We start from the raw sequence: 14453 nt of genomic DNA on the forward strand, positions 1-14453 counted from the left end.
TTACCAACAAATATAGTATTTATAAATAATATTGCAAAATCAATTCATATTATTTGAAATCATATCGATCCGCGCCCCATAGGAAAGATCCGCCGGAACATCACAAACCGGAAAACTTCCTTATACCTTTTATATAATACTTCCGGAGAATTGAATAGTCAAAGCGTTCCGGAATATCCCACAACAAACGGGACGACTGTATTGCCGCCCTATCCGCTGCAAAATCATTGCGCCACCGCCTGAAGTCGCGCCTTGCACGGAACACGGCCTTGAAATCGCCTATGCTGCGGTTGGCAACAAGCATCTGAAATGCCGCCACATAATCAAGAAACCACCGCACCGTCATCACACGACGAAGCTCTTTGCCGTCAAGGTTCTTATAAAGCATGGTGAGATTGTTGCGGAAGTTAAGGTATGTCTTCATCGGATTGCCTTTAGGCAGTGTGCCGCCACCGACATGGTACACCACGCTGTCCGGTATGCAATATATCTTGCGCGCCATGATACGCAGGCGCCAGCAAAGGTCTATCTCCTCATTATGTGCAAAGAAGCGGGCGTCAAAACCGCCTGCCCTGCGGTAGTCTTCCGAACGTATCATGAGACAGGCGCCTGTCGCCCACAGTATTTCGGCATTATAATCATACTGTCCGTTATCCTCCTCCACCGTGCCGAATATGCGTCCGCGGCAGAAAGGATAGCCGTAACGGTCGATATATCCGCCACAAGCACCGGCATATTCAAAGAAATCACGGTCTGACACCGACAGCAGTTTAGGCTGACATGCCGCCGCTTCCGGATGATAATCCATAAATTCCGTCAGCGGATCGAGCCAATGATGCGTCACTTCCACATCCGAATTCAAAATGACATAATACTCCGCCTCCACAGATGCCAACGCTCTGTTGTAGCCTTCGGCAAAGCCATAGTTGCGGTCGAGCCTTATTATGCGCACCTCGGGGAAATGCACGGCAAGCATCTGCAACGAGTCATCTTCGGAAGCGTTGTCAGCAACATAAACAACTGCATCGCCACGCGAATATTCAAGAACGGAGGGAAGATAGGTCTTCAGCATCTTACTGCCGTTCCAGTTCAGTATTACAATCGCTATCTTGTCCATCACAACGTTATTTTAAGTGCCGACCTGTCACTGTTGAAGTCTCCGAGACGCACGGTTACAATCTGATTGTCGAGTGCCTCATCAGCCTGCGACGACGGCAGTTCCACACGTATATAATTCCTTGTAAAGCCGTGCATCGCCTTTCCGCGAGCAGCTTTCTCCAGCAGAACCTCTGCCGTGGTGCCAATATGCCTTGCATAAAAAGCCTCGGTCTTTTCTTCCGAAAGGCTCAAAAGCCGCTTGCTGCGCAGCTTCTTCTCCCGGTCTGAAACAATATACGGTATCTTCAGGGCTGCCGTACCGGGACGTTCAGAATAAGGGAACACATGCAGATGTGCAACGTCCAGCGACTCAAGGAAACGGTATGTCTCCTCAAAATATTCAGGCAGCTCGCCGCGAGTACCCACCATCACGTCCACACCAATGAAGGCATCGGGCATTTTCTCTTTTATCAGTCTTATCTTATGCGCAAACAATGCCGTGTCATAACGGCGGTGCATGAGCTTAAGTACCGCATCCGACCCGCTCTGCAACGGTATGTGGAAGTGAGGCATGAAAGCACGGCTCGACGCACAGTAGTCTATCAGCTCATCGGTAAGCAGGTTCGGTTCGATGCTGCTTATCCTGTAACGCTTCACACCGCCCACCTTATCAAGCTCTTTCACAAGCTCCACGAATGTCTCACCGGTGGAAACGCCGAAGTCTCCGATGTTTACTCCCGTCAGTACAATCTCCTTTCCGCCCTCGGCAACAGCCTGTTCCGCCTGCCTTACCAGCGAGTCTATCGTCGGGTTGCGGCTGAAACCGCGTGCATACGGTATGGTACAGTATGTACAGAAATAGTTGCAGCCGTCCTGAACCTTCAGGAAATAGCGCGTGCGGTTGCCGCGCGAGCACGACGGCGCAAAGTCCTTTATATCTTTTGTCGCCACAGAAAAATGCCTGTGCAGCCCGTTCTCTTCGTCCGTCTTATCCGTCCATGCCTCTGAAAGATATTGTATAAGACGTGCCTTCTCATTGGCACCGAGAACCAGATCCACACCTTCCATCCTGCTTATCGTTTCCGGTTCGAGCTGGGCATAACATCCCGTAACGACAACAAATGCCCCCTTGTTCTCACGTACCATACGGTGAATCGCCTGCCTGCACTTGTGGTCCGCCATGTCTGTCACCGAACATGTGTTTATTATACATATATCTGCCGGCTCGCCCTTGGCAGCCGTAACAACTCCCATTTCGCCCAGCAAGCGCCCTATAGTGGATGTTTCCGAAAAGTTGAGTTTACATCCGAGAGTAAAATATGCTGCTTTCTTGCCCTGAAACGCCGATGAGTTTATCATTATATCTTATCATTTTAAGTGCGGAACATCCGCACACATTATTATATATAGTACAAAGATAATGCAAGCCGAACGCAATCAAGCTCGCTTGAAATTGCTGAGGCGAAGCTTATCTTATGCAAAGATAATGCAAGCCGAACGCAATCAAGCCCGCTTGAAATTGCTGAGGCGAAGCTTATCTTATGCAAAGATAATGCAAGCCGAACGCAATCAAGCCCGCTTGAAATTGCTGAGGCGAAGCTTATCTTATGCAAAGGTAAGAAAAAAACAAATAAGAACGATAAAGTGATACCCTGATTATATCCCCACCCACCCTATCGCATAAGTCTTACTTAATATTTATTTACACGCCCGAAAACTTTAACAGTTATTAAGCCATTGTAATATATTGCAGTTCAAGTACTTACAAAAAAGTTACAAAAATACACTAAAAAAAACTCTAAAAAGAGAACAACGTATCGAAAAAATACTTACCTTTGCAACGTTTTAATAAACGAAATGATTGTTTTACAGAAAATTTAAAAAGCAAAGAAAATGAAAAAATTGGTTTTAATGTTCGTAGCTATGGCAGCTATCTCTTTCGCATCTTGTGGTGACAAAACAGCTAAGACAGAGGCTGCTGACACAACAACAGTTGACACAACTGTAGTTGACACAACTGTAGTTGACACTACAGCTGCTGACACAGCTAAATAATTTAGCTCGAACAGTAAAAAGAGAACAGGACCGTCGGACTTTAAAAGTCCGACGGTCTTTGCTTTATATATCCTCCAACCGGCACCATTGCCCGTAACAACCATTATGTTACGTTTTACGCCATATCCCTGTCAACTTGCTTTTCCATAACCCTTAAATACGCAGGGGTTTACAAAAATAAATCTCAACGGACGCAAATACGACAAGGAAACGTGTGCAGGCGTAACACTCAATATATCAACACGATATGACATCAGCGCCATATCTGTGCAACAAAATCAAGTTTTTTTTACCCAATAAAACAGTGTTTTGCAATGCAAAACACGCCATTTCAGGCTCTGAAAGCAATGCCTTTGGGAGCCAAAATGCCGCATATCAGACTCTAAAAGGCGGCATTTCACAGTGCAAAGTGCGGCACTTTACATCTTTTATGCACACATTTGATGTCCGAGAAAAGTAAGATAAGAAATTTTAACACGTAGTTGCACCGGAAATACTGACATTTTCCGATTGACACATTGCCGGTTTTATTCGGAATTACATTACAAAAAGAACATTACGACCGGACGTAATAAAACCTGTATTTGCCATACGGTGGAGAACATGACAGCCCCACTTTCTATCTATATGAGTGTGGGCAAAATGCGAAATTAAAAGAAGTTATGGGAAGTTATGTGGCTAAAGCCACGGAAGATAAAGGACATTTGTCGTATATGAAGCAACAAGACATACGTCTTTTATCTCCATTTATCGCGCCATACCTTCCTTTATCTCCTTTTGGTTCCCCTCACCTTCTATATATATACACAAATACGGGAAATCCAAATGGATTTCCCGTATTTGTGTATATGAATATTATAAACGTTATTTATACTCTTCCCACGACTTTATGTCGATGTCTTCAAGCTTCACCTTGCAGAAAGCGTGTATGAAAGAACTTGCAAGACGACTGTTTGTTATCAACGGTACATTGAGGTCTATCGCCGCACGACGTATCTTATAGCCGTTGTCAAGCTCGCTCGCCGTAAGGTTCTTGGGGATGTTCACCACCATGTCTATCTCGTGGTTGTGAAGCATGTCAAGCGCCTGCGGCTGTTTGCCTTCGTCAGAGGGCCAATATACCTGCGTGTTCTCTATGCCATTCTCGGCAAGGAACTTGGATGTGCCGCCCGTTGCGTACAGGTTATAACCGTTTTCCACAAGACAACGCGCAGCATCAAGCATGGCTGCCTTCTGCTTTGCACCGCCTGTAGAGAGCAGTATGTTCTTCTCCGGTATGCGGTGACCTACCGAAAGCATGCTCTTAAGAAGTGCGGTATTGGTGTCATCACCGAGACATCCCACCTCTCCCGTAGACGCCATGTCCACGCCAAGCACAGGGTCTGCCTTCTGAAGACGGCTGAAAGAGAACTGACTTGCCTTTATTCCGACATAGTCGAGGTCGAAAAGATTCTTGCCGGGCTTCTCTACCGGCAGACCGAGCATCACCTTTGTTGCCAGTTCGATAAGGTTTATCTTCAACACCTTGCTGACAAACGGGAACGAACGCGAAGCACGGAGGTTACACTCTATTACCTTTATGTCGTTCTCACGCGCAAGGAACTGTATGTTGAACGGTCCGCTGATGTGCAATTCCTGCGCAATCATCTTGCTCACACGCTTTATACGGCGTATGGTCTCGCAATAAAGCTTCTGCGGAGGGAACTGTATTGTGGCGTCGCCAGAGTGGACTCCGGCAAACTCTATGTGCTCGCTTATGGCGTATGCTATGATTTCTCCGTCTTTTGCAACGGCATCCATTTCCACTTCCTTGGCATGTTCGATGAACTGACTCACAACAACGGGATGATCTTCAGACACATTCGCCGCCAGTTTGAGGAAACGTTCAAGCTCTTCCCTGTTTGAACAAACGTTCATCGCCGCACCTGAAAGCACGTACGACGGGCGCACAAGAACGGGGAAGCCCACACGGTCGATGAAGTTGTTGATATCGTCCATAGACGTAAGAGCGCTCCACTCCGGCTGGTCGATGCCGTTGCGGCTCAGCATGGAAGAGAACTTCGCACGGTCTTCGGCATTGTCTATATCCTTGGCAGAGGTTCCGAGTATGGGCACGTTCTGTGCATCAAGACGCATGGCAAGGTTGTTCGGTATCTGTCCGCCGGTGGATATCACCACTCCATACGGGCTTTCCATTTCGATGATATCCATGACACGCTCGAAAGTAAGCTCGTCAAAATAAAGACGGTCGCACATGTCATAGTCGGTAGACACTGTCTCCGGATTGTAGTTTATCATTATGCTGCGGTATCCCTGCTTGCGTATTGTGTTAAGCGCCTGCACGCCACACCAGTCAAACTCAACAGAACTTCCGATACGGTATGCCCCAGAGCCGAGAACTATCACCGAGCGTTTGTTGTCGCCGAAGCTGATGTCGCTGGCAACACCGTCGTAGGTAACATACAGATAGTTGGTCTGCGCCGGGTATTCGGCAGCCAGTGTGTCTATCTGCTTCACAACCGGGAGTATGCCATAGCCCTTACGAAGCTGACGCACCACAAGTCCTGCCTTGGACATATTGCCGAGTTCCTGTTCAAGTCCCACGGCACGGGCAATCTGGAAGTCGGTAAAGCCGTATATCTTTGCCGTGCGCAACAGTTCTTTGTCAAGCACGTTGACACTTGTGCACTTCTTCAAAGCCTCATCTATGTCTATGATATGCTTCAGTTTTTGGAGGAACCACTTGTCTATCTTCGTAAGCTCGTGTATCTGGTCTATGGTATAGTCTTTGTGCATAGCCTTTGAGATTATGAAGATACGCTTGTCCGTAGGTTCGCGCAGCGCGGTGTCTATGTCGTCAATCTCAAGTTCCTTGTTCTCTACAAAGCCATGCATGCCCTGCCCTATCATGCGCAGTCCCTTCTGTATAGCCTCTTCGAAGTTGCGTCCGATAGCCATCACTTCGCCGACTGACTTCATCGACGAGCCAAGTTCACGGTCAACTCCGCGGAACTTGCTCAGATCCCAGCGCGGTATCTTGCATACCACATAGTCGAGGGCAGGCTCAAAGAAAGCGCTTGTAGTCTTTGTCACCGAGTTCTTAAGTTCAAAAAGTCCGTAGCCCATACCAAGCTTTGCTGCAACGAAAGCCAGAGGATAACCGGTTGCCTTTGATGCAAGAGCCGAACTACGGCTGAGGCGTGCGTTCACCTCAATCACCCTGTAGTCTTCGCTCTTGGGGTCGAAAGCATACTGAACGTTACACTCTCCCACAATGCCGATGTGACGGATAATCTTTATGGCAAGGGCACGAAGCTTGTGATACTCAGAGTTTGTGAGTGTCTGCGACGGTGCAATGACTATACTTTCGCCCGTATGTATGCCCAGAGGGTCGAAATTCTCCATATTACATACGGTGATGCAGTTGTCGTAACGGTCGCGCACAACTTCGTATTCTATCTCTTTCCAGCCTTTAAGGCTCTTTTCTACAAGCACCTGCGGAGAGAACGAGAATGCTTTCTCGGCAAGTTTGTCAAGTTCTTCCTCGTTGTCACAAAAGCCGCTGCCAAGTCCTCCAAGGGCGTATGCGGCACGTATAATGACGGGATATCCCAGTTCTGCGGCTGCCTTGCGTGTCTGTTCGATGGTCTCGCATGCCTCGCTCTTGATTGTCTTTACATCTATTTCGTTCAGTTTTTCAACGAAGAGTTCGCGGTCTTCGGTGTCCATTATCGCCTGAACGGGAGTGCCAAGCACCTTTACATTATACTTCTCCAGCACGCCGCTCTGATACAAAGCCACGCCACAGTTGAGGGCTGTCTGTCCGCCAAAAGAGAGAAGAATGCCGTCGGGACGCTCCTTTTCGATGACACGCTCAACGAAATACGGCTGAACCGGAAGGAAATAAATGCGGTCGGCAACGCCTTCGGATGTCTGGACCGTGGCGATATTGGGGTTGATAAGGATGGTCTCGACACCTTCCTCACGCAATGCCTTCAACGCCTGTGAGCCTGAATAGTCAAACTCTCCGGCCTCTCCTATCTTCAATGCTCCTGAACCCAAGAGCAGGACTTTCTTTATATTTTCGTCTTTCATCTCTCTTTTTACTTCAATGTTTCCACAAACTTATCAAACATAAACTCTGTATCTACCGGACCTGAACATGCTTCGGGGTGGAACTGGCTCGAAAACCAAGGGTTTACCTTATGACGTATACCCTCGTTGCTGCCGTCGTTCATATTCACAAACAGCTCTTCCCAGTCGGCACCCAACGTCTTGGCATCAACGGCATAGCCATGGTTCTGACTTGTAACATAACAGCTGTTGGTGCCAACCATGCGTACAGGCTGGTTGTGTGAGCGGTGACCGTACTTAAGTTTGTATATCTGCGCGCCGCCTGCCTTTGCCAACAACTGGTTACCCATACATATACCGCATATAGGTTTGGCGGACATGCTCATCTGACGACGCACTATATTCACGGCATCCTCACACATATCCGGGTCGCCGGGACCGTTGGCGAGGAAAAGACCGTCGAAGTTCATGGATGTATAGTCGTAGTTCCAAGGAACACGGATAACCTCAACGCCTCTGTTTACAAGGCAACGGATGATGTTGTTCTTCACGCCGCAGTCTACAAGGACAACCTTCTTGCCGGCTCCTTCGTTGTAACGTATAATCTCCTTGCAACTCACCTTGTCTACAAAGTTTACGCCTTCATAGTCTGCCTCGGGTATGTTGTCCGGCTCATCGTCAAAGATAATCTTGCCCATCATCACACCGTGCTCGCGCAGAACTTTTGTAAGCTCTCGCGTATCAATGCCCGTTATGCCGGGAACATGCTCACGCTTCAGCCATTCGGCAAGGGTCTCCACACCGTTCCAATGACTGTATTGCTCGCTGTAGTCGGCAACAATGATTGCGGAAGCATAAATTCTGTCACTCTCCATGAACGTAGCAAGCCCGTCGGCACCTACGGTAAAGGGCGGAACCCCGTAATTTCCCACCAACGGATAGGTGAGTGTCATCAACTGTCCGGCATACGAAGGGTCCGTAAGGCTCTCCGGATAGCCCATCATCGCCGTATTAAAAACAACTTCGCCTGCCACCGGTCGGTCATATCCGAATGACTTGCCATGAAATTTTGTTCCGTCTTCCAAGACTAAAGTTACTTTTCTCATCTTCTTATTTTATTAAGTCCCCCAAGCAATCGATACGTCTACATCGCAAAGGAAACCTCATGTTCAAAACTTTTGCTCGTATTGATAAACCTTTTCTATGAAATTTACAAATGCCTGATTTACAAGACGCACACCGCCCGGCGTGGGATAGTTGCCGGTAAAGTACCAGTCTCCCTTATGATCAGGTATCGCCGTGTGCAGTCCTTCTATCGACTGATAAACTATTTCCACCGGTGTCGTCACGCCGTCGGGGCGCAACATCTCCACAATCTTGGTGTTTATCTCGTCCACCGTGAACTCTTTGTATATGTCGCGCACACAGTTGCGCATCTCGGTCTTGGGTTTCTGGAGTTCTTCCTTGCAATTGTTGTACGTGTCTTCTATCAGTTTGTACATTCCACGGTCTTTCAAAAGCTCCATGGTTGCCCTGAACGCACAGAACTCTTCAAGACGCGGCATGTCTATTCCATAGTAGTCGGGATAGCGTATCTGCGGCGAACTGCTCACAATCACAATCTTCTTGGGATGCAGACGGTCCAGTATTTTCAGGATACTCTCCTTCAGAGTGGTACCGCGCACAATACTGTCGTCTATTATGACAAGATTGTCTACGTATGGTTCAAGCGATTCGTAGGTGATATCGTACACATGCGAAGCCAGATCGTTACGCGAGTTGCCCTCGGTTATAAAGGTACGGAGCTTTATATCTTTCCATGCTATCTTCTCACTGCGCACATACTGATGGAGTATCTTCTCAAGTTCGTCGTTTGTCGGTATATGGTCCATCTCGGATATGCGCTTTATCTTCTGCCGGTTCACATATCTCTTGAATCCCCCCAGCATACCATAGAAAGCCACCTCTGCCGTATTGGGAATGAAAGAGAAAACCGTATGCTCGATATCATAGTCTACAGTCTTCAATATTGTGTCCGTAAGCTGCTCTCCAAGCTTTTTACGTTCCTTGTAGATGTCACGGTCCGAACCGCGGCTGAAGTATATACGCTCGAAAGAGCACTTGCTGTCACCACGCCTGTCGAGTATCTTCTCGATAGAACTGTCACCGTTTTTATTTACAATCAGTGCATGTCCAGGCTCAAGTTCATGTATGTCGTCACACTCTATGTCGAATGTGGTCTGAAGAACGGGGCGCTCGCTCGCAAGTACTATCACCTCTTCGTCCTTGTACCAGAAAGCCGGACGTATGCCCCATGGGTCTCTTACGGAGAACATCTCGCCGCTTCCGGTAAGTCCGCACATCACATATCCGCCGTCAAAGTCGGACATGGTTGTCTTAAGTACGTTGGATATCTTTATGTTGTTTTCTATATAGTCCGTTATTGCAACGTCTTGCAGTCCGCGTTCTTTTGCTTCAACAAAGTTACGCTCCACTTCCCTGTCCAGACGATGCCCCATCAGCTCCAGTGTAATATAGCTGTCGCTGTATATACGGGGATATTGTCCCTGCTTTACCAACTGTGCAAAAATCTCATCTATATTGGTCATATTGAAATTTCCGCACAGACAGAGGTTCTTGGCACGCCAGTTGTTGCGTCTCAGAAACGGATGTACATAAGAAAGACCACTCTTTCCGGTAGTTGAATACCGAAGGTGGCCCATATAAAGTTCGCCGGCAAAAGGAAGATGTTGCTTGGCATAATCGACGTCTGCCAACTGCTGCGCTGACAGATTCTTATAATTGCCATGCACCTTGCCGAATATCTCTGTTATGGCATTGGAGCCTTCCGCACGTTCGCGGAACATATATTCCGAACCCGGAACGGCATCAAGATTGACACATGCCATACCTGCGCCTTCCTGTCCGCGGTTGTGCTGCTTCTCCATCATAAGATAGAGTTTGTTCAAGCCGTACATCCATGTTCCGTATTTCTGCTGATAATATTCCAATGGCTTAAGCAACCTCACCATCGCAACCCCACACTCATGCTTCAAAGGTTCCATCATAATCCCCAATCTATTATTCTATGAATAAAAAAACAATCTTTAAACTTACCTGTACCATCATACACGCGCAACCGGGAACGGTCATGCCGCGCACATACTGTCATATTCTAAAAATATACAGGATAATGCTTTTTGAACCATAATCCTGTATATTCCGCCTTACCATAAAGTATCTTATGTATTTATTTTACAATATTCACAACCAAAGAAGCCACGGAGGTGACTATTCCTATCGCCGAGAACCACAATGTAGTGCTGCTGCCTATTGCCGAGTTTTTGGTCTTGACGCTGTTCGGCTCCACATATATTATATCGTTCTGTTGCAGATAATAGAACGGCGAGTTTACAACATTTGCATCGTTCAGATTAAGACGGTGGAAACATTTCTCTCCATTAGCATCTTCGCGTATCAGAAGTATGTTGTCGCGCTTGCCGTATATCGTAAGGTCGCCGGCATGTGCCAAGGCTTCGAGTATATTCATCTTCTCCTGATCTACCGCATACACGCCCGGACTGTTGACCTCACCTGTCACCGAGACCTTGAAACTTGCCATTTTCACAGTGACAATAGGATTTTCCGTTTGAGACATATAAGGCTTTATCTTGTTTCTGATAAACTCTTCGCATTGGCGCTTCGTCATGCCGTCCACCTTTATCATACCAAGAACGGGGAAATTTATGTATCCTTCGTTGTCTACAAGATATGTCTGAAGCGACGACTGGCTACCACCGAGCTGTCCCGTGCTGTTCAAAACTCCGGAAACGGCAAGGTTAAAAGGTGTCGCAGCCTTCGGATCAGTGGTACTCACGGTTACCGTAAGCAGGTCTTTCGGCATGATTTTCGCATCAAAAAGACCGGAAGATACAGCACAACGCAAAGAATCGGCATTCTGGAAATATGCTATCTTCTTTGAACTTCCGCAACTACCAAGAACAAGTACCATTGTTAAAATAAATAATGGTAAAATGATTTTCTTCATAATTAATTATCAGGTATATCGTTAAAACGTTGCAAAAATAACCCTATTTTTTGATATCTACAAATATTTTCAATATTAAATGGTTAGACATCTGCAAGTAACGGAATAAAAAAGCGGAGGGTAAATAATACGGAAAGCCGCATGTTCATTTCCAGACATCGGTATATGGCATAAACAGACATGAAACTTACAAATCGTAACCGTATGCTTTCGGGACGTAAAAGGATAGCTTTAGACATGCTAAATGATAGCTTTAGCAGTCCTAAAGCTATCACTTTTGAATGCGAAAGATGTCGATTGAAAACTGTAAGTAAATATACCGGATATATAACGGATTGTAAGTTTCAAATACAAAACCATCAATCATGAACAATAAAAAATCCCCTTACAACGGAAAAGGAATGCCATAACCGTCATAAGGGGAAATATGTCTCATCGTTTCTTTATATGCTTCAGAACTTGAAATAGTTCTTTGCATTGTTATAGCTGATATCCTCAACCATGCGATACAAACTCTCCATATCGTTAGGAATCAAGCCTTTCTCTACGTCATTGCCAAGAAGATTGCACAACAGACGACGGAAATACTCGTGGCGGGGATATGAAAGGAACGAGCGGCTGTCTGTAAGCATACCTACAAAACGACTCAACAGACCGAGAACAGACAGTGCATTCATCTGACGTGTCATGCCATCGAGCTGATCGTTGAACCACCAACCGCTGCCGAACTGTATCTTGCCGGGGCATGAACCGTCCTGGAAGTTGCCGAGCATAGTGGCGATAACTTCGTTTGCACAAGGGTTGAGCGTATATAATATGGTACGTGTGAGCTTGCCTTCCGCATTAAGATGATCGAGGAAATGGCTCATCGCCTTTGCCGTGTTGAACTCGCCGATAGAGTCGAAACCGGTATCAGGACCGAGTTTTGCAAACATACGGCTGTTGTTGTCACGTATGGCACCATAGTGGAACTGCTGTGTCCAGTCGCTGTCATAGTCCATTTCGGCAAACTTTGTAAGCATACAGTGCTTGAACTGGCGTATCTCCTGCTGCGAAAGCTGCTGCTCGCGCATTGCCTTTTCAAAGATTGTCTCTATCTGGCTGTCTGTGTAAGGCTCGTCATAGAACTCTTCTATACCGTGGTCTGACAAGCGACAACCGTTCTCATGGAAGAAGTCATGACGCTTCTGCAATGCTGTAATAAGATCGTTGAACGTTGTTATCGAAACGTCTGCCACCTCTCCAAGCTTGTTTACATATGCTGCAAAGTTGCTTGTATTATCCACCGCCATAGCCTTATCGGGGCGCCATGCCGGTATCATTCTTATCTCAAAGCCACTCTCCTTTGTCTGCTTGTGATAGCGGAGGTCGTCTATAGGATCGTCGGTTGTACATACACACTCTACATTATATTTACGCATAAAGCCGCGTGCCGTATATCCGGGCTGCTGCAACTTTTCGTTACACTCATCGAATATCTCGCGTGCAGTCTTCGGACTGAGCAGTTTGTCTATTCCGAAAGCGGTCTTCAGTTCAAGGTGGGTCCAGTGATAAAGCGGGTTACGGAATGTATAGGGAACGGTCTCCGCCCACTTCTCGAACTTTTCCCAGTCGCTTGTTTCCGTGCCGGTGCAATATTTCTCGTCCACACCGTTCGTACGCATGGCACGCCACTTGTAGTGGTCACCGCCGAGCCACAGCTCTGTAATGCTCTTAAACTTATGGTCGCTTGCCACCATCTCAGGTATCAAATGGCAATGATAGTCGATGATAGGCATCTTTGCTGCATGATTGTGATAAAGATCCTGCGCCGTAGCGGTGTCAAGCAGGAAATTCTCATCCATAAATTGTTTCATGTTTTCCTTGTTTTAATAAGTGTTTATTATAGTTTGTAATTTATGCATATCAGTTATGCAAATATACACGTTTTTTTTTGATTTCAGCATATTTTAAATTATATTTGCACAAAATAAAAATATACGACGATGCCACTCAATAAGAAGGAAGTTACGGGAGATATCTGTATGAAACGCACAAACAAGGTACTGATGATTTATACAGGAGGAACCATCGGTATGGGAAAGAACCAGCAAACGGGAGCATTGGAACCGCTCGATTTCAATCATCTGATAAGCTACATACCGGAGTTCGCGTCATTGCCTACAGCTGTGGACTGCTATCAGTTCACCCCTCCGATAGACTCAAGCGACATGTCGCCGCGCCTATGGGCACATCTCGTGCGCATCATTGCCGACAGATATGTACATTATGACGGGTTTGTGATACTACACGGCACAGACACCATGGCATATACCGCATCGGCTTTGTCGTTCATGCTCGAGAACCTTACCAAACCTGTAATACTTACCGGAAGCCAGTTGCCTATAGGACAGTTGCGTACCGACGGCAAAGAGAACCTTATAACAAGCATCGAGATTGCGGCGGCACATCATAAGGACGGAACGGCGATAGTGCCCGAGGTGTGCATATATTTCAGTGGGCACCTGCTGAGAGGCAACCGCGCTACAAAAACCAACGCCGACGGCTTTAACGCTTTCGAGTCTTTCAACTATCCGCATCTCGGCGATGCCGGCGTAAACATTATATATCATGAAGAGTATATACTGCGTCCCGATTTCGACAAGCCCATGGTTCCACACTTCGCGACAGACCCCAACGTTATTGTCTTCTCGCTTTTTCCCGGCATACAGGAACACCTTGTCAGACACTTCACAGAGGCTCCGGAACTGCGTTCGATAGTCATGCGCACGTTCGGAAGCGGCAACGCTCCGCAACACAAGTGGCTTATGCGCCTGCTTAAAGAGTGTGCGTCTCGCGGAGTTACCATTGTGAACATAAGCCAGTGTCTTGCGGGATGTGTTGAAATGGCACGCTACGACACCGGATACCAGCTGAAAGACACGGGGGTTATAAGTGGTTTCGACAGCACGGTGGAAAGCGCAATAACCAAACTGATGTTCTTACAGGCTCATCACTCCGACTATAATATAATAAGGAAGATGATGAACAGATCGCTTGCAGGCGAGATAACCATATCGTAAATACATCAAAACAAATCTTTTATTTTGCAAAATCTCAATACGCCATTTTGGTACTTAAACCGGAATGGCGTATATTTGCATCATCAGCGTTTAACTATCAATACTGTCAATAATTT

General features: G+C 46.8%; 9 protein-coding genes. 2 read left to right on the forward strand and 7 right to left on the reverse strand.

The window, feature by feature from the left end; translation table 11 throughout:
* Window positions 1–100: 100 nt before the first annotated feature.
* Window positions 101–1117 (reverse strand): glycosyltransferase family 2 protein, encoded by a 1017-nt coding sequence (locus HPS54_RS07985; protein WP_172344913.1) that lies wholly within the window; start codon window positions 1115–1117, stop codon window positions 101–103.
* The gene (gene mtaB / locus HPS54_RS07990) at window positions 1117–2457 is read right to left on the reverse strand and encodes a tRNA (N(6)-L-threonylcarbamoyladenosine(37)-C(2))-methylthiotransferase MtaB (RefSeq protein WP_172344914.1); all 1341 of its coding nucleotides are present in this window, start codon (window positions 2455–2457) and stop codon (window positions 1117–1119) included. The genes HPS54_RS07985 and mtaB overlap by 1 nt, the downstream gene beginning before the upstream one ends.
* 534 nt (window positions 2458–2991) lie before the next feature.
* On the opposite strand from mtaB, the gene HPS54_RS07995 reads away from it, so the two are divergent.
* The gene (locus HPS54_RS07995; RefSeq protein WP_172344915.1) at window positions 2992–3153 is read left to right on the forward strand and encodes a PG1828 family lipoprotein; all 162 of its coding nucleotides are present in this window, start codon (window positions 2992–2994) and stop codon (window positions 3151–3153) included.
* Between the two features lie 864 nt (window positions 3154–4017).
* Here HPS54_RS07995 and carB read toward each other — a convergent pair.
* From carB to uxaC, 5 genes are all read right to left on the reverse strand, one after another.
* The gene (carB, locus tag HPS54_RS08000; protein ID WP_172344916.1) at window positions 4018–7248 is read right to left on the reverse strand and encodes a carbamoyl-phosphate synthase (glutamine-hydrolyzing) large subunit; all 3231 of its coding nucleotides are present in this window, start codon (window positions 7246–7248) and stop codon (window positions 4018–4020) included.
* Window positions 7249–7256: 8 nt separating this feature from the next.
* Entirely contained in the window at window positions 7257–8333 is a 1077-nt protein-coding gene (gene carA / locus HPS54_RS08005; RefSeq protein ID WP_172344917.1) for a glutamine-hydrolyzing carbamoyl-phosphate synthase small subunit, read from the reverse strand.
* Between the two features lie 63 nt (window positions 8334–8396).
* On the reverse strand, window positions 8397–10292 hold the full coding sequence (locus HPS54_RS08010; protein ID WP_172344972.1) for an amidophosphoribosyltransferase: 1896 nt from the start codon (window positions 10290–10292) through the stop codon (window positions 8397–8399).
* A gap of 185 nt (window positions 10293–10477) precedes the next feature.
* Window positions 10478–11275 carry a polysaccharide biosynthesis/export family protein gene (locus HPS54_RS08015; protein ID WP_172344918.1) on the reverse strand — a complete coding sequence of 266 codons (798 nt, stop codon included), beginning with the start codon at window positions 11273–11275 and terminating at the stop codon, window positions 10478–10480.
* A gap of 452 nt (window positions 11276–11727) precedes the next feature.
* Window positions 11728–13131, reverse strand: a complete 1404-nt coding sequence (uxaC, locus tag HPS54_RS08020; protein ID WP_172344919.1) for a glucuronate isomerase — start codon at window positions 13129–13131, stop codon at window positions 11728–11730.
* A 168-nt stretch (window positions 13132–13299) separates the two neighbouring features.
* On the opposite strand from uxaC, the gene HPS54_RS08025 reads away from it, so the two are divergent.
* Window positions 13300–14337 carry an asparaginase gene (locus tag HPS54_RS08025; protein ID WP_172344973.1) on the forward strand — a complete coding sequence of 346 codons (1038 nt, stop codon included), beginning with the start codon at window positions 13300–13302 and terminating at the stop codon, window positions 14335–14337.
* Window positions 14338–14453: the final 116 nt, after the last annotated feature.

The sequence above is a fragment of the Xylanibacter caecicola genome, assembly GCF_013166515.1.
Classification (GTDB): domain Bacteria; phylum Bacteroidota; class Bacteroidia; order Bacteroidales; family Bacteroidaceae; genus Prevotella; species Prevotella caecicola.

Coding starts and splice junctions, on each gene's coding strand:
- HPS54_RS07985 (WP_172344913.1), bottom strand. CDS start 1,117: ATGGACAAGATAGCGATTGTAATACTGAACTGGAACGGCAGTAAGATG.
- mtaB (WP_172344914.1), bottom strand. CDS start 2,457: ATGATAAACTCATCGGCGTTTCAGGGCAAGAAAGCAGCATATTTTACT.
- HPS54_RS07995 (WP_172344915.1), top strand. CDS start 2,992: ATGAAAAAATTGGTTTTAATGTTCGTAGCTATGGCAGCTATCTCTTTC.
- carB (WP_172344916.1), bottom strand. CDS start 7,248: ATGAAAGACGAAAATATAAAGAAAGTCCTGCTCTTGGGTTCAGGAGCA.
- carA (WP_172344917.1), bottom strand. CDS start 8,333: ATGAGAAAAGTAACTTTAGTCTTGGAAGACGGAACAAAATTTCATGGC.
- HPS54_RS08010 (WP_172344972.1), bottom strand. CDS start 10,292: ATGGAACCTTTGAAGCATGAGTGTGGGGTTGCGATGGTGAGGTTGCTT.
- HPS54_RS08015 (WP_172344918.1), bottom strand. CDS start 11,275: ATGAAGAAAATCATTTTACCATTATTTATTTTAACAATGGTACTTGTT.
- uxaC (WP_172344919.1), bottom strand. CDS start 13,131: ATGAAACAATTTATGGATGAGAATTTCCTGCTTGACACCGCTACGGCG.
- HPS54_RS08025 (WP_172344973.1), top strand. CDS start 13,300: ATGAAACGCACAAACAAGGTACTGATGATTTATACAGGAGGAACCATC.